This is a genomic window from Bacillus basilensis, from assembly GCF_050630465.1.
Lineage (GTDB): Bacteria > Bacillota > Bacilli > Bacillales > Bacillaceae_G > Bacillus_A > Bacillus_A basilensis.
In genome coordinates this window covers 161398-183541 of record NZ_JBNTQO010000006.1, presented here as the reverse complement: position 1 = coordinate 183541, position 22144 = coordinate 161398, and the positions used below count along the sequence as shown (strand labels likewise).

Here is a 22144-nt window from a genome sequence, read left to right as displayed (position 1 = left end):
CATGAATTTTTAAGAAGACATTATCATGGCGATTTCGATTTGAAATTTACTTATGATAGTGTCTTTTTTATAGAGGAGGAAATTAGTGGGGAATAAAGAATGTATTGGGGGAGGAGGGATGGTTATGTATGTTAGTTCTATTTTAAAGATTGAAGAGATAGCATCATTTATTGCAAGTATGAACAAGGATGCTATTCATCATGTTGGTTATTGTGGAGATGAGAAAGCGGAGTTATTACATACAATTCTTCATGATTTTTCTGATATAGGTTGGGAAGGATCCTTTGTTGTTACTTATGAGGACAATAAAATAATTGGTGTATTAGGATTTGATGTGGATGAAGTAAAGAAATGTGCAGAAATATGGGGACCGTTTATTATTGCAAACGATTGGAAGGAAGTTGCTTTACGTATGTGGAAGGAGCTTTTAGAAAAAATGCCTTTTCATATTGAAAGATTTTATGGTTTTTATCATGTGGAAAATAATAATTGTGTCCGTTTAATGAAAGATTTACATGCTAAAGAACAAGATCGACATAGTATTCTCATTTTAAATAATATTGTGGGGAAACGTATTGTATGTAATGTAGAAGAGGCTTTACCACAAGTGTTTGAGCAGTTTACCGCTTTACACAATCATGTGTTTCCTAATACATATTATGAAGGAAATGAAATTATTGAACGTTTAAGTAATACGAATAAATTATTTGTAAGTATGAAGAATGATAAATTAGAAGGTTATGTATATGTGGAAGTAAATCCAGAGTTTCAAGAAGCGAATATCGAATTTATTGCAACCGCTGAAAATAGTAGAAGAAAAGGTGTCGGAGAGCGGTTATTACAAAAGGCAATTCAGTATATTTTCTCCTTCCAAGGAATGAAGGAGATAGAATTATGTTTGAATACGAATAATGATCGTGCAATGAAGTTGTACAAGAAAGTAGGATTTGAGCAGAAGGCATGTTTACAATACTATATAATAGAGTGAAAACCCATTCGTATGAAAATTATATTTCATACGAATGGGTTTTATTAATCTACTTTTCCCTCAGTTATTACGGATTTAGAAGTAATTTGAGGTGCTAATCGTTACATAACCTTTTTTATTTTTTGAGAGACTTCTTTCGTTTGTGAATTAACATCTTCTTTTCGCAGCTCTTTAAAGAGTGAAATAACCATAAGAACGACTACGATAGAAAATGGTAGTGCTGCGATTATAGCTGCAATTTGTAGGGCGTTTAATCCTCCAGCTTGTAATAAAATAGCTGCAATTATCGCGATTGTTAATCCCCATATAAGTTTCAAACTATTTTTCGGTGATAAGCTTCCATTACTCGTTTGCATAGAAACAACAAATGTTGCCGAGTCGGCAGAAGTAACGAAAAATGTGGCTACTAAAATCAATCCGATAATTGTTAAAAATGTAGAGAATGGTAGGTGTGAAATAACAGCGAATAATCCAATCTCTGTCCCGTTTTTTGCGATTTCATCAGCTATGCCAAGCGATTGGAACATTTCCATATGGATAGCGGTGCCGCCAAATACTGTAAACCAAAATGTACAGATGAGAGTTGGGACTAATACAACTCCAAAAATAAATTCTTTTATTGTGCGCCCTTTAGAAATACGGGCGATGAATGTACCGACGAATGGAGACCAAGAGATCCACCATCCCCAATAGAAAATAGTCCAGTTTTCAATCCAAGAAGAAGATTTTTCATTAAATGCTCCTAAATTTAATCCCATACTAGGTAAAGCTCCGATATAAGAACCGAGTGTAGATGTGAAATATTTCATAATAAATACAGTTGGTCCTAAAAGTAAAAAAGAGACGAGTAAAATACCTGCAAGAGAGAAATTTAAGTTACTCAAATATTTAATCCCACGATCTAAGCCAGTTTGTGCACTCGTTAAATATAAAACAGCGAAGATGGCGATAAGTACGAGCTGTGTAAGTAGAGTGTTATGAATAGAAGGGAATAAATAGCTTAATCCTCCGGCGATTTGTTGAGCACCGATCCCAACAGATGGTACAATACCAAATACTGTGGCTAAAACAGCTAAAATATCGACTGTTTTTCCGATAGGAGAATTTTTCGATCGATTAAATAATGGAGTAACTGTAGCACCAATTGTGCTACCTTTTTGTTTGCGGAATGTGAAATATGCAATTGTTAAAGCAACCATTGCGTATAGTGCCCATGGAAAGAGGCCCCAGTGGAAAAATGAATATTGCATAGCGAGCTTGGCGCTTTCTTCTGTGCCTGCTTTTCCTGTTAATGGATCTGTAAAATGTGAAATCGGTTCAGTGATTCCATAAAAGAGGAGTCCGATTCCCATTCCTGCTCCAAACAACATAGATAACCAAGATGGATAACTATACTTTGGTTTTTCTCCATCTTTACTAAGACGAATGGAACCGTACTTAGAAAATGCTAAATAAGTAGCTAAAATAATCATTGCGGTCATAAGTAAAGAGTAAAACCACCCAAATTTATTGAGGATAAACGAGTTTAAGGAAGATGTAACACTTTGTAAATCATAGCCTTGTATCCAACTTGCCGGGGTAATTCCCCATATGATGAATAATGTTGTAAGCAAGATGGAGATATAAAATACACTGTTTTCTTTTTTTATCATAGAATCCCACCCTTGTTTAATAAAGTTAACAATTATATTAACCATAACAATTAAAGGTTTAATTGTCAAAAAATTCGTTTTTTAAAACATGTAAAAGGACAGTTTAATCGCTATAGATTCATAACTATTGGAGGTTAGATAAAGTGAAACTTTAATCAGTGGGGGTTTTGTTCATCCCCCACTGATTATTAGTTGAACCAATCGGGCTTTTACGGGCAGTTGATCCCCCACCTAACTTCTTTGCTTCCCTTGAATTTTGAGGTGGGGGTCTTACTGCCCGTTAATGCGGGATAAAGGTAAGGTTGTTCACGATATGTACAAAATATGGGGAGAAATAATATGAAATATTGCATTTTATATTGTTGTATCCAGATTTTATGTTAAATTCGTGAATGGAATATTTGAATAGGGGGCAAGGATATGAACAAGAAATCAAAGATCAATAAAGTTATGCTTAGCATTAGTACAATGGCTCTATCATTAGGGGCGCTTCAAGCTCCTGTATCAGCGGAAGAAAAAGTACCGTATAATGTGTTGAAAACGAAACCAGTTGGAATTGAAAAACCAGTAGATGAGATTGGACACGTTTCTAAAGCGGAGGAAACATTATCGTTTCAAGAACGGTTAAAAGTAGGAGACTTTTCACAGCGACCAGCATCTATTACGAACAAAGCGACAGTAAAGCAAGTTAAAGAAAGCTATTCAATGGCTGATTTAAACAAAATGAATAATCAAGAATTAGTTGAAACGTTAGGCAGTATTAAGTGGCATCAAATTACAGACTTATTCCAGTTTAATGAAGATACAAAAGCTTTTTATAAAGATAAAGGGAAAATGCAAGTCGTTATAGATGAATTAGCTCATCGGGGTAGTACATTTACGAAAGATGATTCAAAAGGAATTCAAACGTTTACGGAAGTGTTACGTTCAGCTTTTTATCTGGCATTTTATAATAACGAGTTAAGTGAATTAAATGAAAGAAGCTTCCAGGACAAATGTTTACCTGCTTTAAAAGCAATCGCAAAAAATCCAAACTTTAAGCTTGGTACAGCTGAACAAGATACAGTCGTATCTGCATACGGTAAATTAATTAGTAATGCTTCAAGCGATGTTGAAACAGTTCAATACGCATCGAATATTTTAAAGCAATACAATGATAATTTTACTACGTATGTAAATGATCGAATGAAGGGACAAGCAATATACGATATCATGCAAGGGATTGACTATGATATACAGTCTTACTTAATTGAAGCTCGTAAAGAAGCGAATGAAACGATGTGGTACGGGAAAGTAGATGGGTTTATTAATGAAATAAATCGTATCGCTCTTCTAAATGAAGTAACACAAGAAAATAAGTGGCTCGTTAATAATGGAATTTATTTTGCAAGTCGTTTAGGGAAGTTTCACAGTAATCCAAATAAAGGTTTAGAAGTTGTTACACAAGCAATGCATATGTATCCGCGCTTAAGTGAGCCGTACTTTGTCGCAGTAGAACAAATTACAACAAATTATAATGGAAAAGATTATAGCGGGAATACAGTAGATTTAGAGAAAATACGTAAAGAAGGAAAAGAGCAGTACTTACCAAAAACGTATACATTTGATAATGGATCTATCGTATTTAAAACAGGAGATAAAGTATCGGAAGAAAAAATTAAGAGACTATACTGGGCTGCAAAGGAAGTAAAAGCACAGTATCATCGTGTAATTGGGAATGACAAAGCGTTAGAGCCGGGCAATGCAGATGATATATTAACGATAGTAATTTATAACAGCCCAGAAGAGTACCAGTTAAATAGACAACTGTATGGATACGAAACAAATAACGGTGGAATTTATATTGAAGAAACAGGAACATTCTTTACATATGAGCGCACGCCAGAACAAAGCATTTATAGTTTAGAAGAGTTATTCCGTCATGAGTTTACTCATTATCTTCAAGGGAGATATGAAGTACCAGGTTTATTCGGAAGAGGAGATATGTATCAAAATGAAAGGTTAACTTGGTTCCAAGAAGGAAATGCAGAGTTTTTCGCAGGGTCTACTCGAACAAATAATGTAGTGCCGAGAAAGAGTATCATTAGTGGATTATCATCTGATCCTGCAAGCCGTTATACAGCAGAGCGAACATTATTTGCTAAATATGGCTCTTGGGATTTCTATAACTACTCATTTGCATTACAGTCTTACTTATATACACATCAATTTGAAACGTTTGATAAAATTCAAGATTTAATTCGTGCAAATGACGTGAAAAATTATGATGTATATCGTGAAACTTTAAGTAAAGATCCTAAACTAAATAAAGAGTATCAAGAGTATATGCAGCAGCTAATCGATAATCAAGATAAATATAATGTACCGGAAGTAGCAGATGATTATTTAGCTGAACATGCACCGAAATCATTAACAGAAGTGAAGAAAGAAATTAGTGATACGCTACCGATGAAAGATGCAAAAATGACAAAACATAGCTCCCAATTCTTTAATACATTTACATTAGAAGGCACGTTTACAGGTAGTGTAACAAAAGGTGAGTCAGAAGATTGGAACGCAATGAGTAAGAAAGTAAATGAAGCTTTAGAACAACTGGCGCAAAAAGAATGGAGTGGCTACAAAACTGTTACAGCATATTTCGTTAATTACCGTGTAAATAGCTCAAATCAATTTGAATATGATGTAGTCTTCCACGGTATCGCAAAAGATGACGGAGAAAATAAAGCTCCAACGGTTAATATAAATGGCCCTTATAATGGACTTGTAAAAGAAGGTATTCAATTTAAAAGTGATGGCTCAAAAGATGAAGATGGAAAAATCGTTTCTTATTTATGGGACTTTGGAGATGGAAGCACAAGTGCAGAAGTAAATCCGGTACATGTATATGAAAGAGAAGGTTCATATAAAGTAGCGTTAATAGTAAAAGATGATAAAGGAAAAGAGAGCAAAAGCGAAACAACGGTTACGGTTAAAGATGGAAGTTTAACAGAATCAGAACCAAATAATCGCCCAGAGGAAGCAAATCGTATTGGACTAAACACTACTATAAAAGGTAGCCTTATCGGTGGAGATTACACTGATGTTTATACATTTAATGTAGCATCAGCGAAAGATATTGATATTTCCGTTTTAAATGAGTATGGAATCGGAATGACATGGGTACTTCACCATGAATCAGATATGCAAAATTATGCTGCTTACGGTCAAGCAAATGGAAATCATATAGAGGCAAACTTTAATGCAAAACCAGGTAAGTATTACTTGTATGTATATAAATATGATAATGGCAATGGAACTTACAAATTATCAGTAAAGTGAAACTTTAATCAGTGGGGGGGCTGTTCATCCCCCACTGATTATTAGCCCACACCAATCGGGCTTTTATGGGCAGTTATCTCTCGCTTAACTTCCTCGAATTCACCGAATTTTGAAGTGGGAGTTTTACTGCCCGTTAATGCGGGATAAAATAAGTGCTTTTCCAATGTATGTTTAACTTTACTTTTTGTGGAAAATGGTATATTATATAGATATATAATATATCGGTTATTTTCTAGGAGGAGCCTGTCACAATAGGTTTCTCCTGTTCTTTTTTAGAGGCCTGTACTGCAGGCTTTTCTTTAAAATATAAATAACTGAAAATTAAGAACGATAATCTTTGGAAGAGGTGGGGCATACACATAACAAAAAAGGGATTGTTTAAGAGAGGGGGATAAGAAATGGTTTTGTTTGGTTATCCACTTGAGACAATTTATTTATATGGATTTATTATTGCTACTATACTTACTGTGATTTATATCTTTTTTGGAGATATATTTGAATCCATATTTAGTTTTGGAGGCGGATCGGTATCCGTTGTTACTTTATTACTTAGTTTTTTCGCCATGTTATGTGGACTTAGTTATATAGGAGAATATTTATTTTCCTTTAATAGTATTCTTATTTTCGGGGCTGCATTTGCTATATCTTTTATTGGTGTATTCATAATGAAAATACTAATTTTAAAGCCGATTGCAGAAGCAGAACAAAATACTGTGCAACGTATGGATGAATTCGTTGGTTGTAAGGGAGAAGTCATTACGACAATTCCGACAGAAGGATTTGGTGAAGTATTAATCTCTTCCCAATTTGGAAGTAATGCAATCCCAGCTAAAACAGTTGGAAAAAAAGATATTTCACAAGGAACTGAGGTTATTATCGAGGGAGTCCAAGATGGTGTTTTGCTTGTACAAAACATCACTCATTCTTTAAAAAAACCAAAATTATAAGGGGGAATTTACATGACGATTCCATTAATTATTGGTGGAGTTTTACTCGCAATTTTAATTCTACTCATTTTAGTATTCATTACGAAGTATCGAACAGTTGGACCAGATGAAGCGTTAATTGTTACAGGTAATTGGCTTGGGGGCGGGAAAAATGTTGTTACCACGGATGATGGAAAGAAGATTAAGATTATTCGCGGTGGCGGTACTTTCGTAGTGCCGATTATGCAAAGAGCAGAGCCTTTAAGCCTATTAAACTACAAGTTAGAAGTCGGAACACGTGATACGTATACAAAACAAGGTGTACCAATTACAGTAAACGGTGTTTCTATTATTAAAGTAGGATCAACAATTGAAGAAGTTTCCACAGCAGCTGAACAATATCTAGGAAAAGAAACAGAAGAGTTAAAAATAGAAGCAAAAGAAGTTTTAGAAGGGCATCTTCGTGCTATCTTATCTTCTATGACAGTAGAAGATGCGTATAGTAATAGAGAGCAATTTGCTCAAAAGGTGCATGAAGTAGCTTCTACAGATTTAAAGAAGATGGGTCTTCGCATCGTTTCCTTTACAATTAAAGAAATCATGGATAAGAACGGTTACTTAGATGCACTTGGTCAGCCGCAAATTGCGACAGTTAAGCGTGATGCAACAATTGCGAATGCAGAGCGTGAAAAGGAAGCACGTATTGAAAAAGCTCGCGCTGAGAAAGAAGCGAAAGAAGCTGAATACCAACGTGATGCACAGATTGCTGAAGCTGAAAAACATAAAGAACTAAAAGTACAATCTTATAAGAGAGAACAAGAACAAGCTCGCGCAGACGCGGATCTTTCTTATGAATTACAACAAGCGAAAGCGCAACAAGGTGTAACAGAAGAGCAAATGCGCGTTAAAATCATTGAGCGTGAAAAGCAAATTGAGTTAGAAGAAAAAGAGATTGCGCGTCGTGAAAAGCAATACGATGCAGAAGTAAAGAAAAAGGCAGATGCAGATCGTTATGCTGTTGAGCAATCAGCTGAAGCTGAAAAAGTAAAACAAATTAAAAAGGCAGATGCGGATCAATATAAGATTGAAGCAGAAGCGAGAGCACGTGCAGAAGAAGTACGTGTAGAAGGTTTAGCGAAGGCGGAAATTGAGAAAGCGCAAGGTCAAGCGAAAGCGGAAGTACAAAAAGCACAAGGTACAGCAGAAGCCGATGTTATCAGATTAAAAGGTTTAGCGGAAGCAGAAGCGAAACAAAAAATTGCAGAGGCATTTGAATTATATGGCCAAGCGGCAATTATGGATATGGTACTTAAAATGCTTCCAAGTTATGCGAAAGAAATTGCAAGCCCACTTAGCAACATTGATAAAATTACAGTTGTTGATACAGGCGGCGGTGGTAAAAATAGCGGCGCTGGAAAAGTTGCGGGTTATGCGACTGATTTAATGGCGACGATGCAAGAAACATTAAAAGCTTCTTCTGGCATTGACTTAAAAGAGTTATTAGAAGGATTTGCAGGAAAGGGAGCGGTACAACAATTATCAAATGATAAACCTGTTGTATCTGTAGTAGAAGATGAGAAAAAAGAAGTAGAAAAAGGTAAAGAATAGTAAAGTGAGAAGAACCTCTAGTAAGTGAGATACTAGAGGTTCTTCTCTGAATTATAATATTTAGAATAATATACATTTTTATATATTGTTTTAATTATTTAATTTATATAGAATGAAAAGAGTATGTATTAATTCTTTAATAGAAAAAGAGACAAAGAGTTGATACATATTAATCGTATAATTTATATAAAGAAATTAAATGTGAGATAATTACATTTAAAACGGTATGGAGGGGTAGAAGTATGCTTCAAGGGAAATTAAGGAGAAGTAGTTTAAAAGCAAAGTTACTTATATCATTTGTTATTGTTTTAATTCTTCCAAGTATTGTAATTGGTTGGACGTCTTATCAACAAGCGAAGACAAACTTTAATGAAACAATTTTACAATCAGCGAAAGATAACGTAAAGATTTTAAATAATGTTATTAACAAAGAGATAGACGGTAAAAAGGTAGACGCAGTATATTTTACAAAGTTATTTAATGGAGTAAGTTATGGAACGGATCAGCTTCAAAATGTGCAAAATAAATTAGAAGAATATAATAAATTACATCCAGAAATAGAAGCGATTTATACGGGGTCTAGTACTGGACAATTTATTCAATCACCGTCTATTCAAATGCCAGATGGGTATAATCCTACCGAAAGAGATTGGTATAAAGAAGCAGCGAAAAAAAGCGGAGAAGTGGTTATCACAGCCCCATATAAATCAACTACAACAGGGAATATTGTTATTACAATAGCAAAACAAAATGAGGATAAAAGTGGTGTTCTCGGTATTGATTTAATTATTAATGATATTGTAAATACTTCAAAAATGGTCAATATCGGTAAAAAAGGATATGTAGCAATCTTCGACCAATCTAAAAATGTAATAGCGCATCCGACGATGAAGCCAGGTGACAAAATAGAAGAAAAACTTGAGAAGGAATTGTACAAACAGGAAACAGGTGATTTTAAATTCAAACTTGATAGTGATGATCGCAATGTTACCTTTATAACAAATAAGCAGACTGGATGGAAAATAGCAGGGATTATGCCTTCCAAAGAAATTATCGAAGCAGCTAGCCCTATTTTCTATAAAACGCTAACTGTTATTGGTATTTCATTAATAATTGGCGGGATTTTAATTTACTTCATAATTGCTTCTATTATTAGTCCGTTAAAACAACTTGTTATATCATCGAAAAAGATTAGTGAAGGTGATTTAACAGAAACAATTACAGTTCATTCTAAAGATGAAATTGGGCAGCTAGGAGAAAGCTTTAACGAGATGGCGGCATCATTACATCATGTCATTTCTAATATAAATACTTCAGCAGGTCATGTAGCAGCATCTTCAGAAGAATTAACAGCTAGCATGAAGCAGACAAGTGAAGCGACGGAACAAATTACACAGGCAATAGAGCAAGTGTCGAGTGGATCGGAAATACAAACGAAAGAAGTTGAAGAAGGCGCAACATTATTAGAAGAAGTTACAGAAGGGATTCAGCGTGTTGCAGATAGTTCTTCATTAGTATCCACAGCATCTATGTATACGAAGAAAAAGGCTGAAGATGGTGGAAAGTTAGTTGAACAAACTGTGAATCAAATGCAATTAATCCATGATTCTGTTTCACAATCAGATAAAGTTATTGTTTTGTTAGATGATAAGTCGAAACAAATTGGAGCAATCCTTGAGGTGATTCAACATATTGCAGAGCAGACAAATTTATTAGCATTAAATGCTGCAATTGAGGCTGCGAGAGCTGGAGAGCAAGGAAGAGGATTTGCAATTGTAGCAGATGAAGTGCGAAAGCTAGCTGAACAATCAGGACAGTCTTCTACGGAAATTGGAAAACTAGTAAAAGAGATACAATTTGACATAAAAGAAACAGTAAGCTCTATGAAGCAAGTTGGTACAGAAGTACAATCAGGACTTGTAGTTGCAAATGAAACGAAGCAAAGCTTTGCTGAAATATTGAAGTCTACAGATGATACAGTTTTACAAATTGATAGTATGGTAGAAGTAGCGAAACAAATGACGGTAGATGCAAAACAAGTTAGTGCATCTATTAATGAAATTGCAGCTACGATTGAAGAAAATGCAGCAAGCGTTCAAAATATTGCTGGTTCTTCAGAAGAACAATTAGCTTCAGTAGATGAAATCAATGCAGCATCAGTTCATTTATCGCAAATGGCAGAAGAATTGCAAGAAATGATTGGGAAATTTAAAGTGTAATCACAAACGTTAAGAAACGAAGTAGTAATTGTACTTCGTTTCTTTTTTTATGAAGATAAAAATTAAGAAATATACAGTAACCGTGTTATGATTGAGTAAAAAAACTGTATTTTCTTTAAATTCCATCTTTATTTATGTTAGGGGAATGGTTTTGAAATTAAAAAAATTAAAACTACAGCCGAGAGTCACATTAACTATTAGTACACTTATTCTTGTTGTACTTCTGTTAACGAGTTATTTATTCTATTACATATTGTCTGAAACAGTAGAAGAGCAAATTGGGAAACGAGCTTTACATGTTGCGAAAACTGTTGCTGCTATACCTGAAATAAAAGAAGCTTTTCAAAAAGAAAATCCAGCTTCTATCATTCAACCGATTGCAGAAAAAATTCGAATGGATACAGAGGCTGACTTCATTGTAGTTGGAAATAAAGAAGGGATTCGTTATGCACATCCTAAGAAAGATAAAATAGGAGAAGTAATGGTTGGTGGAGATAACAAAGGAGTTCTATTAGAAGGGAAATCTTACGTTTCGAAAGCAACTGGATCATTAGGCCCTTCATTACGCGGCAAAGTTCCAATTCGTAATCAGGAAAATGAAATTATTGGCGTGGTGTCTGTTGGATTTTCAATTGATGATATTCATGGAGCGGTAGAAGTATATGGAAAGCGTGTATTTTGGATTACAATAATAGGTCTTTTAATTGGGATAATTGGTTCTATGTATTTAGCAGGAAGTATAAAAAGAATGATGTTTGGGATGGAGCCAGAAGAAATTTCATCTTTATATGAAGAGCATAGTACAGTGATTCAATCTGTACGTGAAGGGATTATTGTCATTGATCAAAAGGGCATGATTAGTTTAGTCAATCAAGCAGCTTATGATATTCTTTCGCTAGATGAACAACGCAATATTATTGGAGAATTCATTTTAAATGTAATTCCTAATTCAACGATACTAGATGTATTTCAAACTGGTGAAGAACAGTTTGATCGTCAATTAAATATAAAAGGGCAGGCTGTGATTGCGAATCGTCTACCTATTAAAGTAAAGAATAAAGTAACGGGCGTTGTATCGAGCTTACGTTTGAAATCTGAAATGGATCAGTTAACAGCAGAATTATCTCAGACGAAGCAATATACAGAGGCATTACGAGCGCAAACGCATGAATATAACAATTTGTTGTATACGCTTTCAGGTCTTATTCAACTAGAATCATATGAGGATGCTTTAGAGCTTATTCATAAGGAAACAGCAGTATATCAAGATTTTGTTCAATTTATTATGAAGCGAATTCAAAATCCATGGTTAGGTGGAATTTTAATTGGATTCTATAATAGAGCAAGAGAGCTGAAGATTGATTTTGTGCTAGATCGAGAAAGTAGTTTAGACAAATTAAGCCCGCACATTGAGAGTAATTATGTCGTTTCCATTTTAGGAAATTTAATTACGAATGCATTTGAAGCGATTGAAAGAAATGAAGAGAATGATAAGAAGGTAAGGATGTTTGTAACTGATATCGGAGAAGAAATCGTAATTGAAGTGGAGGATTCGGGCCCAGGGATTCATGACGAAGTCATTACTAGCATATTCTACAAAGGATTCTCGACGAAAGAAGGCGGGAAGAGAGGATATGGATTAGCAAAAGTGAAAGAGTTAGTAGAAGATTTAAATGGAAGTATCGCAATCGAAAAAGGGGATTTAGGTGGTGCATTATTTATTATTGCATTACCAAAAGAGAGAGGCGAATTGTAATGGGTGAGGAGATTGAAGTATTGATTGTAGAAGATGATATTCGAATTGCAGACATTCATCGTCGTTTTACTGAAAAGATTGAGGGATTTAAAGTAATTGGAACAGCAACGAATGGAGAACAAGCGAAAGAATGGCTAGATCTTGTGAAGCCACAGCTCGTTTTATTAGACGTATACTTACCTGATATGCAAGGGACGGAACTTGTCACATATATTAGGAATAATTTACATGATACAGATATTATTATGATTACAGCTGCATCGGAAACAGATGTAGTGAGGCATGCTTTACGAGGTGGAGTAACAGATTATATCGTAAAACCGCTTATGTTTGATCGATTTAAGGCAAGTTTGGAAAGTTATCAAAAAAAGATTGTGCAGTTAAAGAAAAATAATCAATTATCTATAGAACAAATAGAACATCTATGGTCCCAAAGAGGTGTAAAGGGAAATGAAATAGAATATGCGCCGAAAGGGATAGATCCTTTAACTTTAGCAAAAATAAAAAAGCATATGTTAACAGTGAATGAAGAAGGAATTACAGCAGAAATGTTAAGTACAATGGTAGGAGTAAGCCGGTCAACAGCGAGGCGTTATTTAGAATATTTAATATCAGGAAAGAAAGTTCATGCGGAGCTTACATATGGAAGTGTCGGGAGACCAGAAAGAAGGTATTTTCTCGTTTGTTCATAAAGAAACAGTAGAGGATATATGTCCTCTACTGTTTTTTTATCTTATATTGGAATAATCCCAATTAAAATTCCAGTAATCAACATTACCATTGTCGTTCCAACTGCCCACAATAAAGTGAAGCGTTGATGTTCACCAAAATCAACTTTAGCCATTCCGACTAATAAATAAGTGGATGCGACAAGAGGACTTAATAAGTGAACAGGTTGCCCGAGTAAGGAAGCACGTCCCATTTCAGCCGCACTAATTCCATAGGTAGCAGCAGCTTTTGTTAAAATAGGTAGTACACCGAAGTAAAACGCATCATTGGACATGAAGAATGTGAACGGCATACTAAGAAGTGCTGTAATAATTGGTAATTGTGGTCCAAGTGCATCTGGTATAAGGGCTACTACACCTTTAGCCATCGCATCTACCATTTTTGTTCCAGATAAAATCCCAGTGAAAATTCCAGCGGCAAATACGAGAGAAACAACCGCTAATACGTTTCCTGCGTGAGAAGCAATACGTTCTTTCTGCTGTTCTAAGTTCGGATAGTTAAGCATAACAGCAATAGCGAAAGCGATTGTAAATAAGACAGGTAACGGCATAACTTCTAGTATGAGACAGACAAGTAAGGTAGCAGTTAATAAAAAGTTAATCCATAGAAGGTTAGGACGTTTGTGAGTGGCAGCTTCGACTGTTGCAGCTTGCTCATCCATCGTTTGCATTTGTTTTAAATATTGTACATCCATAATTCCTAAACGTTTTCTTTCTTTTTTTCCAAGATAGTAAGCAACGAAAACTACCCAAAGTGCACCAGCAATCATTCCTGGTATAAGTGGTGTGAAGAGCTCTGATGCATCTAGTCCAAGTGCACTCATAACCCGAGCTGTCGGGCCACCCCAAGGCGTAAGATTTGTTACACCAGCCCCCAACATAACAACCCCAGCTAATATAAGTGGATTCATTCCAAGGCGTTTATATAGTGGGTACATTGCAGAAACAGTAATCATATAAGTTGTCGTTCCATCCCCATCTAATGAAACGATAATAGTAAGAATTGCTGTACCAACAACAATTTTTAAAGGATCTCCTTTTACAAATTTTAAAATTCTACTAATGACAGGGTCGAATAAACCGCTATCAATCATAATTCCAAAATATAAAATAGCAAACATAAGCATAATACCAGTAGGTGCTAGTTTTTGAATTCCTTCTAACATCATAGGTCCCATATTTGCATAAAACCCACCAATTAATGCGAAAGTAATTGGAACTAATATTAATGCTACTAGTGCAGACATACGTTTCGTCATAATTAAAAACATAAAGACAAATACCATCGCAAATCCAAGTAGAGCTAACATATGATTTCCCCCTCCAAAAAATGATTACGCTTTCAAAATAAAATAAAAATTCAGAAAATAGTTTTTTTGTTTATCATAGTGGCATCTATTCAAATGGTAAATAATTTGAAAAATAACATCATTAGAAGCATAATTTTTATTTTGTTCATTTTGTTCACGGTAGTTAATTTGAATTTTTAAAAAGGTAAGCTGCTCTCTGTAAGAATGGTAGAATAAGATGAAAATATTGAAGTGTGAAATAGGGAGTAGATTTTATATGAAAACGAGAATGGAAGAGATTTATAGTTCTTATGAAGGAAAAGTAGAAGAGATTTTTGTTGATGAATCTTCTTACGTATATGAGTGGGAAAAATTAATGATGATCCGAAAAAATAACGGTGAACTTGAAAAAGTTGCGGTCGGTATCAGTGGAAATATAAGATTAGTAAATGTAGTTGTTGGGCAGCCAATTCATACAGAGACATTATTAGTTAAGTTAGAAGACGATTTATTAATTACAGGTTGTGAATGATGAGAGATGTGTAGATATGACTACACATCTTTTTTCCATGTATTACAAAAAGAACATTGTTTTTTCACAAATCTCACACAATTTTTTGATATTCTCCTTGTGGAAGATACGTATAGGGAGGAAATAAAATGAGAACAAAGTATGTGATGCTTGCTATATGCTTATTCTTTGTATTTACAATAGTAGGATGTGGTAAGAAACAAGCAGAAGCGGTGGCAGTTGATGAGAAACATGATAAGTGTGATATTTGCCAAATTGGGGTAATGGATAATCAATTTGCAACAGAAATCATTTTAGAAAATGGAAAAGCATTAAAGTTTGATGATATCGGTTGTATGTATAAATGGATGGAGATTAATCCAGGCGAAAAGACGAAAGAAAAATTTGTTCGAGATTATGATTCGAAAGATTGGGTTTCGTTAGAAGACGCTACTTACGTATATGATAAAACAATAACGACACCAATGGCTTATAATGTCATTTCATTTAAAAATAAAAAAGGTGCAGAGAGTTTTGTATCTAACTATAAGGGGAAAGTTCTTTCGTATAAAGAGCTAGCAGAGCATAAATGGGAAATGAATAAAGAAATGATGGGGAAACCAAAAACAGGGAATCATGGTGGGCATCATTAATACTAGAAAAAGACAACTGTAGGGTTGTCTTTTTTTAGTATTACTCAGGTGCAAATATAGAAAAGGTGTAAAATTTTTAGAAGAACGGTTACAATGGAATATAGTAACCTAAAGCAATCATTTACCCGGCTATTTGTGGGCAGTAAAACTCCCACCTCAAAATTAGGCAGGAGCAAAGAAGTTAGGTGGGAGATCAACAGCTCGTAAATGCCCGATTGGTTCAACTAATAATCAGTGGGGTGAACCCTCCCACTGATTAAAGTTTCACTTTATGTACTTTTTAGAAATGTATACAAATGCGGTAAAAACGTGCTAAACTAATTGCTTCATAATGTTAATGATGAGGCCATCAGGCGTATCATTCCAATAGGTTGAGAAACATAGTATAAGTTTAAGATAATCCGATTAAAGAAGGAATATAAAGGGCTTATGGATAAATGTACTCAAGAAGAGTTATTGTATGTGATGGAGGAATGGTTAAGAAAACATTATCTTTCATAGGAGCTGTAGTTGTGAGAAAACAAAAAATTTTATTATGTATGTTATTAGGACTTTTAATGACGGTAGTGGCTTGCGATAAGCAGGAAGAATCAGAATCGAAACCGGTTCATGTGAAAAACGAAAAGAAAAAAGAAAAGCATAAAGAACAGGAAGAATCTAAAGAAGAAAAAAGTATAAATTTAATGGACAAACAGTTGTTACTTTCAGCAACTCTTGGAGACACAGAGACAGCTATGAAGTTGATTCAAGATGGAGCGAATATAAACGTAGAAGGTGACAACGGAGAAACGCCTGTCCTTGCAGCAACGTATCAAAATCATGTAGAAACAGTTAAAGCATTAATTGGTGCAGGTGCTAATATTGAAATTAAAGATGAGAAACAAAGTAATCCATTTCTTTATGCAAGTAGAGAAGGATATACGGATATTGTAAAAGTATTAATTAATGCAGGAGTTAATACGAAAGAAACGACTAAGTCAGGTGGAACAGCACTCATTTCAGCATCTGAACGTGGCCATGTAGAGGTCGTAAAAGAATTATTAGAGCATACAGATATTGATGTGAATTATAAAAATGCTCGTGGTGGAACAGCTTTAGTAGAAGCAATTGTATTAGGAAATGGTAGTGAAAATCATAAGAAAGTAATTCAAATGCTTATTGACCACGGGGCAGATGTAAATATGGCCAATAAGGAAAATATTACGCCGTTGCAATATGCTGAAAAAAGAGGCTTTAAAGATATTGCAAATATGTTGAGGGTAGCTGGAGCGAATGAATTAGTACAGCCACAACTACAACCGGTGGAATAATAAGATAAAGAAATAAAAAGTACGAAATAATCTCATTTAGATAGACAGAATGAAGAAGTCATTTAGTATGATGGATTCAGTAATGTGTATGTAAATGGGATTTTTGTTTGTAAAGAAAACCGTATCCTGAAAAAGGATACGGTTTTTTACAAGGAGATAAGGGATCAAAAAAATGAAGAAGTCTTATCTCTTTTATATGAGTAAAGGGTCTAGAATGAATCTTGCTCTTTTCATTATTTGTTTAACTCCATTGCAACTTGTTTGCCATTTACGAAAACCTCTGCCACTGCTACTACAATTTCCATCACTTTTTTCATTTCTCATCTCTCCTTGTTTTTTGTTTCATTTCTTACTTTTAGTATAAGGAAATATAGCAATTGCAACTATCGAATTGAATGACAAGAGACTTACATTGTTGTAAGGATAATAGTCTATTTTGTAATAAATGTGATTTGAAATCATGATTCGGAACTTTCTGTCGTTTTGAACTATAATTAGAAAGAGGGGGGATAATATGAAAAGAATTCTTGTTATTAGTGATATTCATGGAGAAATAGAAAAGTTCGAACAGTTATTGGAAGAAGCTCAATATGATACAAAACAGGATCAATTAATTTTACTAGGAGATTATGTGGATCGTGGTCCCAATGCGCGTGCAGTAATTGACAAGGTAAAAGAGTTAAAAGAAGAAGGAGCCCTCGTTCTAAAGGGCAATCATGAAGATATGATGATTAAAGCGTTAACGACTGATGAGGAACGCTCATGGAACCATTGGGTAAAAAGGAATGGTGGAGATAAGACTTTATACAGCTATGGATTTGTAGAAGAAGATATTGCAGTTAATGAGGAGGACTTCCAAAAACCGATTTTACAATCGCATGCTTTAAAAGAACATGTAAAGTTTATTCAAGAATTAGATCATTACATTGAAACAGAAGAGTATATATTTGTACATGCTGGTGTTGAGCCATTGAAACGAGTTTCTGAATCTGAACCATATGCGTTAATGTGGATCCGTAATGAGTTTCATAATGGATATAGTGGCGAAAAGGTTGTTGTATTTGGTCATACGGAAACAAAAACGCTTCATGGAAATGATAATTGTAATGTGTATTTTGGGAATAACGGTATTATAGGAATTGATGGTGGTGCTGTATATGGTGGCCAGCTAAATTGTTTAGAATTGCCTAGTAAAAAGGTGTACGTAGTAAAAAGTTGAAAGAGATAAGGAGAATCTTATTTCTTTCAATTTTTTATTAAGCAAAATTTAAGGAAGAGCTTTTATAATAAATCTTTCAAATTTTATATCGAGAAAAACGTTAGAAGGAAATAGTCAAAAATGTAATCATAAATAGAATCGAACGATATAGTGGAAGGTGAGAATATGCGCTTGCTTGTAGTAGAAGATAATGCTTCGTTATTAGAGTCTATCGTACAAATTTTGCGTGATGAATTTGAAGTAGATACAGCATTGAATGGAGAAGATGGATTATTTTTAGCGTTACAAAATATATATGATGCTATTTTGCTTGATGTGATGATGCCAGAAATGGATGGTTTTGAAGTGATTCAAAAAATACGTGATGAAAAGATTGAAACGCCAGTCCTCTTTTTGACAGCGAGAGATTCTTTAGAAGATCGAGTGAAAGGGTTGGATTTTGGTGGAGATGACTATATCGTTAAGCCGTTTCAGGCCCCTGAATTAAAAGCGAGAATTCGCGCTTTACTACGCAGAAGTGGTAGTTTAACGACACAGCAAACCATTCGCTATAAAGGGATTGAATTGTTCGGAAAAGATAAAGACGTTCAAGTGGATGGACAAGGTATTAAGCTGACGTTGAAACAATATGAGCTACTAGAGTATCTCGTTCAAAATAGCGGGAAGATTTTAATGCGTGAACAAATTTTTGATCGTGTTTGGGGATTTGATTCAGATACGACAGTAGCGATTGTAGAAGTGTATGTGCATCATTTACGTAAAAAACTAGAGCCATTCGGTTATCAGAAAGATATTCAAACCGTTCGAGGTATTGGATATATATTAAAAGAACAATGAAAAAGGGAAGTATGTTTCAGAAGACACGCATTCGATTGACTATATTGAATTCATTAGTATTTATCATATTAATAGGCGTATTAGGTAGTATTATTTATTCGTACACATATAAGCGTATTTATAATGAAATGGATCAATCTATAAAAATGGCGACTCAGTATGGAAAAAATTCAGATGTTAAAATACCACCAAGAAAAAGTATGGAGAATATTAAAATTGGAGATCCGCGTGTAACTAAAATAACTTGGAATGGGAAAATAGTGGAGGTAGAGGGGAATAACCATAAATTCCGGTCTATTTTTGAAGAGAATTTGGAAAAGTTTTCTCCAAAAAAGTTAGGAGATTTACAAGATATTGAAGTGCAAGGACGATATTTTAGAACATTTGCGCTTCAAGAAGATGGAAAAATAGTTCAAATTGTACGTGATACAACAGCTGAAGAAGAGATGCTAAACACTTTATTTTTAATTCTCGTTATAGGTTGTAGCATAGGAAGCCTATGTGCGATAGGTATCGGCTTTTTTCTAGCTGGCAGAGCACTCATACCTATTCAAAATTCATGGGAGAAACAGCAGCAATTTGTTTCTGATGCATCGCATGAACTAAGAACACCGCTTGCAGTTATTCAATCAAAAACGGATGTGTTATTCCAATCTCCATCTGCTACGATAGAAGAAAAGGCGATGGATATCTCTACGATTTCAAAGGAATGTAGACGATTGTCGAAGCTCGTTAGTAATTTATTGTTGTTAGCACGTTCAGATTCTAATCAAATTGAGATGGATAAGAAAACATTTGAAATGGATAAATTGTTAGAAGAAATAGTAGATCCATATAAGGAAATTGCTTCCTATCAAGAAAAAGAGATGATATTGAAAGTAGAACATGACATATCATTTATGGGTGATAGAGAGAGAATTCATCAAATGATGGTCATATTATTAGATAATGCGATGAAGTATACGAATAAAGGTGGGCATATTCAAATCGAGTGTACACAAACGAACAGTTCGATTCGTATACGAGTGAAAGATGATGGGATAGGAGTGAAAGATGAGGACATCCCAAAACTATTTGACCGTTTTTATCAAGGAGATAAAGCGAGGAGTGCGTCAGAAGGAGCGGGATTAGGCCTTTCAATCGCGAATTGGATTGTAGAAAAGCATTATGGGAAAATATCAGTAGAGAGCAAATGGGGAGAGAGTACTTGTTTTGACGTGATTTTCCCTAAAAATCAAAGAATATAAGTGAGAAGACGATCTTGTTTTTACAAGGTCGTCTTTTTTAAGGGAAAGTTAAGAAACAATTTGTAACATGTATTATATACAGAAAGTTCGTCACATGAAGAAGTGATTATAAAAAGATATTTGAACAGATTATATCAATCATAATGTTATTTTGATTATGTATAGGGAATGATGGAAAAGAAAGTGTAAGAGGGAGGAATTAATTTTGAAAAAGAAAATGATGACGGTATTCACTATTGGAGTAATGAGTTTAAGTATATTAGGGGGTGCCTCTCCTTCTGAAACATCAAAAGGAAAGACAGATTACACGCAGCGCAGTAAAGAACAATTAAATAACGGAAAGATACATGCGGTGCATACAGAAGAGAAGGCGGAGAATCTAGGTATTGAAACGGAAGGGAAAGAACAAATTACGCTAGAAAAAGAGATCCATGAAACAGAAGTAGGAAGAGAAGCGGAACAGTTAGGAATTTCGATTGAAGGAAAAGATGTTGGAACTCTTTCAGAAGAAATTTATGAAACAAAAGTGAAGCAAGAAGCGTTAAAGCTAGGCATATCTATAGAAAATACATCAATTGTAAATTTGATTACTCAAATTAATACGATTAAAATTAGCGATGAAGCGGATAAATTAGGCATTTCGACAAATGGAAAAGAAATAGAAGAAATTGCGGAAGAAATCTATGGAACGAAAGTAAGAGAGGAAGCAGGGAAGTTAGGTATTTCACAAAAAGGAAAAGAGATAGAAGAGTTAGCGCAAGAAGTGTACGAACAAAAAGTACAGGAAGAAGCAAAAAAATATCATATCGATTTGTATGGGAAAGATATATATCAAGTATTAAGCGAAATTAATGAACAAAAAGTGTTACAAATGGCAGATGAGCTTAATATGGATAAAACGAATATGAATGTTCAAGAATTAGCAGAAAAAATAAAAAAAGATCAGCCTGAAAAAGGAAAAGAACTAAATTTTGTACCAGTGATTCGAACGGATGCGGACGCATTTTATTCTTATTTAACGAACTAAAAAGGGTGTGAGAGTGATAAGGAAATGGAAGTGGTATATATGTATGGCTTTACTCGGTATAGCAGTATGGAGTGTATATACAAATGGAATTACAAAATTAACATTCTTCAATATACAAAGTGAAAAACGAACGGGGTTTAGTAATAATGATGAGAAGGTTATCTTATCAAATGTACCATTAATTCAGCAATTACCAGAGTTAGATAGAGGATGTGAAGTAACGAGCTTAGCGATGATGTTACAATACGCAGGTATTACAGTGGATAAGATGAAATTAGCAAATGAAATAAAGAAAGTTGATTTTATGAACGATGGTGTACGTGGGAATCCGAATGAAGGATTTGTAGGAAATATTTATACCTTTTCTGAATCTGGATATGGTGTATATCATGGGCCGCTTTTTCAATTAGCGAAAAAGTATTTACCTAATAAAGCTGTAGATTTAACGGGGAAGGGTATAGAAGAAATGTATAAGAGTGTAAAGGCAGGACAACCGGTAGTCATGATTACAAATGCAACATTTGCGCCACTAGATGAGGATGAATTCACTACATGGGAGACAAATAGTGGAGATGTTTCTATTACGTATAATGAACATTGCGCTGTACTGATTGGATATGATAAGGAATTTGTATATATTCGAGATCCTCTCAGTGATAGTTTAGATGTAAAAGTACCGAGAGAAAGCTTTGAAAAGGCGTGGATACAAATGGGGAGTCAGGCGATTAGTTATGTGAAAAGCTCCAAATGAATTAGTAAGGAAAGAGATGTAAGGAATTATAAGAGGTGTTTTTTTGTTAAGAAATAAGAGAACTTTAGCTTATTATATGAGCTGAAGTTCTCTTATTTTTTATAA

At 34.5% G+C, this 22144-nt stretch carries 17 protein-coding genes and 1 pseudogene; 16 read left to right on the top strand and 2 right to left on the bottom strand.

Annotated features, from left to right (window positions below):
• Positions 1-124: 124 nt before the first annotated feature.
• The gene (locus ACQVV1_RS14985) at positions 125-988 is read left to right on the top strand and encodes a GNAT family N-acetyltransferase (protein ID WP_309260251.1); all 864 of its coding nucleotides are present in this window, start codon (positions 125-127) and stop codon (positions 986-988) included.
• Between the two features lie 101 nt (positions 989-1089).
• On the opposite strand, the gene opuD is transcribed toward ACQVV1_RS14985, so the two are convergent.
• Positions 1090-2640 carry a glycine betaine transporter OpuD gene (gene opuD, locus ACQVV1_RS14980; RefSeq protein WP_242255512.1) on the bottom strand — a complete coding sequence of 517 codons (1551 nt, stop codon included), beginning with the start codon at positions 2638-2640 and terminating at the stop codon, positions 1090-1092.
• Between the two features lie 420 nt (positions 2641-3060).
• On the opposite strand from opuD, the gene colA reads away from it, so the two are divergent.
• The 7 genes and pseudogenes from colA (at position 3061) to ACQVV1_RS14945 (ending at position 13159) form a co-directional block, all read left to right on the top strand.
• A complete protein-coding gene (gene colA, locus ACQVV1_RS14975) occupies positions 3061-5958 on the top strand; it encodes a collagenase ColA (RefSeq protein ID WP_242255511.1) in 2898 nt (965 codons plus the stop codon).
• 398 nt (positions 5959-6356) lie between these two features.
• Positions 6357-6905 (top strand): NfeD family protein, encoded by a 549-nt coding sequence (locus ACQVV1_RS14970; protein WP_242255509.1) that lies wholly within the window; start codon positions 6357-6359, stop codon positions 6903-6905.
• 12 nt (positions 6906-6917) lie between these two features.
• Positions 6918-8492, top strand: a complete 1575-nt coding sequence (gene floT / locus ACQVV1_RS14965; protein WP_063225201.1) for a flotillin lipid rafts scaffold protein FloT — start codon at positions 6918-6920, stop codon at positions 8490-8492.
• Between the two features lie 242 nt (positions 8493-8734).
• Positions 8735-9769 (top strand): annotated as a pseudogene (locus ACQVV1_RS14960) (HAMP domain-containing protein); the annotation flags it as partial.
• Positions 9764-10711 carry a methyl-accepting chemotaxis protein gene (locus ACQVV1_RS14955; RefSeq protein WP_396025587.1) on the top strand — a complete coding sequence of 316 codons (948 nt, stop codon included), beginning with the start codon at positions 9764-9766 and terminating at the stop codon, positions 10709-10711. The pseudogene ACQVV1_RS14960 and the gene ACQVV1_RS14955, both read left to right, overlap by 6 nt.
• Before the next feature lie 145 nt (positions 10712-10856).
• A complete protein-coding gene (locus tag ACQVV1_RS14950; RefSeq protein ID WP_431169047.1) occupies positions 10857-12467 on the top strand; it encodes an ATP-binding protein in 1611 nt (536 codons plus the stop codon).
• Positions 12467-13159, top strand: coding sequence for a response regulator (locus ACQVV1_RS14945; protein ID WP_242255505.1), 693 nt, complete (start codon positions 12467-12469; stop codon positions 13157-13159). The genes ACQVV1_RS14950 and ACQVV1_RS14945 overlap by 1 nt, the downstream gene beginning before the upstream one ends.
• A gap of 41 nt (positions 13160-13200) precedes the next feature.
• Here ACQVV1_RS14945 and ACQVV1_RS14940 read toward each other — a convergent pair whose 3' ends face one another.
• Positions 13201-14505 carry a CitMHS family transporter gene (locus ACQVV1_RS14940; protein WP_309259682.1) on the bottom strand — a complete coding sequence of 435 codons (1305 nt, stop codon included), beginning with the start codon at positions 14503-14505 and terminating at the stop codon, positions 13201-13203.
• A gap of 256 nt (positions 14506-14761) precedes the next feature.
• On the opposite strand from ACQVV1_RS14940, the gene ACQVV1_RS14935 reads away from it, so the two are divergent.
• From ACQVV1_RS14935 to ACQVV1_RS14900, 8 genes are all read left to right on the top strand, one after another.
• Positions 14762-15016, top strand: coding sequence for a hypothetical protein (locus ACQVV1_RS14935; RefSeq protein WP_242255502.1), 255 nt, complete (start codon positions 14762-14764; stop codon positions 15014-15016).
• 128 nt (positions 15017-15144) lie between these two features.
• Positions 15145-15648, top strand: coding sequence for a nitrous oxide reductase accessory protein NosL (locus tag ACQVV1_RS14930; RefSeq protein ID WP_242255500.1), 504 nt, complete (start codon positions 15145-15147; stop codon positions 15646-15648).
• A 437-nt stretch (positions 15649-16085) separates the two neighbouring features.
• Positions 16086-16958 carry an ankyrin repeat domain-containing protein gene (locus ACQVV1_RS14925; protein ID WP_242255498.1) on the top strand — a complete coding sequence of 291 codons (873 nt, stop codon included), beginning with the start codon at positions 16086-16088 and terminating at the stop codon, positions 16956-16958.
• 514 nt (positions 16959-17472) lie between these two features.
• Positions 17473-18177, top strand: a complete 705-nt coding sequence (locus ACQVV1_RS14920) for a metallophosphoesterase family protein (protein WP_431169046.1) — start codon at positions 17473-17475, stop codon at positions 18175-18177.
• A gap of 165 nt (positions 18178-18342) precedes the next feature.
• Positions 18343-19014: a response regulator transcription factor gene (locus ACQVV1_RS14915; protein ID WP_063225193.1), complete on the top strand. Its 672-nt coding sequence runs from the start codon at positions 18343-18345 to the stop codon at positions 19012-19014.
• Positions 19011-20261 carry a sensor histidine kinase gene (locus ACQVV1_RS14910; protein WP_431169045.1) on the top strand — a complete coding sequence of 417 codons (1251 nt, stop codon included), beginning with the start codon at positions 19011-19013 and terminating at the stop codon, positions 20259-20261. Before ACQVV1_RS14915 ends, ACQVV1_RS14910 begins: the two co-directional genes overlap by 4 nt.
• 205 nt (positions 20262-20466) lie before the next feature.
• Entirely contained in the window at positions 20467-21288 is an 822-nt protein-coding gene (locus ACQVV1_RS14905; RefSeq protein WP_242255492.1) for a transporter, read from the top strand.
• Positions 21289-21301: 13 nt separating this feature from the next.
• Positions 21302-22039: a C39 family peptidase gene (locus ACQVV1_RS14900; RefSeq protein ID WP_242255490.1), complete on the top strand. Its 738-nt coding sequence runs from the start codon at positions 21302-21304 to the stop codon at positions 22037-22039.
• Positions 22040-22144: the final 105 nt, after the last annotated feature.

Coding starts and splice junctions, on each gene's coding strand:
- ACQVV1_RS14985 (WP_309260251.1), top strand. CDS start 125: ATGTATGTTAGTTCTATTTTAAAGATTGAAGAGATAGCATCATTTATT.
- opuD (WP_242255512.1), bottom strand. CDS start 2,640: ATGATAAAAAAAGAAAACAGTGTATTTTATATCTCCATCTTGCTTACA.
- colA (WP_242255511.1), top strand. CDS start 3,061: ATGAACAAGAAATCAAAGATCAATAAAGTTATGCTTAGCATTAGTACA.
- ACQVV1_RS14970 (WP_242255509.1), top strand. CDS start 6,357: ATGGTTTTGTTTGGTTATCCACTTGAGACAATTTATTTATATGGATTT.
- floT (WP_063225201.1), top strand. CDS start 6,918: ATGACGATTCCATTAATTATTGGTGGAGTTTTACTCGCAATTTTAATT.
- ACQVV1_RS14955 (WP_396025587.1), top strand. CDS start 9,764: ATGGCGGCATCATTACATCATGTCATTTCTAATATAAATACTTCAGCA.
- ACQVV1_RS14950 (WP_431169047.1), top strand. CDS start 10,857: ATGGTTTTGAAATTAAAAAAATTAAAACTACAGCCGAGAGTCACATTA.
- ACQVV1_RS14945 (WP_242255505.1), top strand. CDS start 12,467: ATGGGTGAGGAGATTGAAGTATTGATTGTAGAAGATGATATTCGAATT.
- ACQVV1_RS14940 (WP_309259682.1), bottom strand. CDS start 14,505: ATGTTAGCTCTACTTGGATTTGCGATGGTATTTGTCTTTATGTTTTTA.
- ACQVV1_RS14935 (WP_242255502.1), top strand. CDS start 14,762: ATGAAAACGAGAATGGAAGAGATTTATAGTTCTTATGAAGGAAAAGTA.
- ACQVV1_RS14930 (WP_242255500.1), top strand. CDS start 15,145: ATGAGAACAAAGTATGTGATGCTTGCTATATGCTTATTCTTTGTATTT.
- ACQVV1_RS14925 (WP_242255498.1), top strand. CDS start 16,086: ATGTACTCAAGAAGAGTTATTGTATGTGATGGAGGAATGGTTAAGAAA.
- ACQVV1_RS14920 (WP_431169046.1), top strand. CDS start 17,473: ATGAAAAGAATTCTTGTTATTAGTGATATTCATGGAGAAATAGAAAAG.
- ACQVV1_RS14915 (WP_063225193.1), top strand. CDS start 18,343: ATGCGCTTGCTTGTAGTAGAAGATAATGCTTCGTTATTAGAGTCTATC.
- ACQVV1_RS14910 (WP_431169045.1), top strand. CDS start 19,011: ATGAAAAAGGGAAGTATGTTTCAGAAGACACGCATTCGATTGACTATA.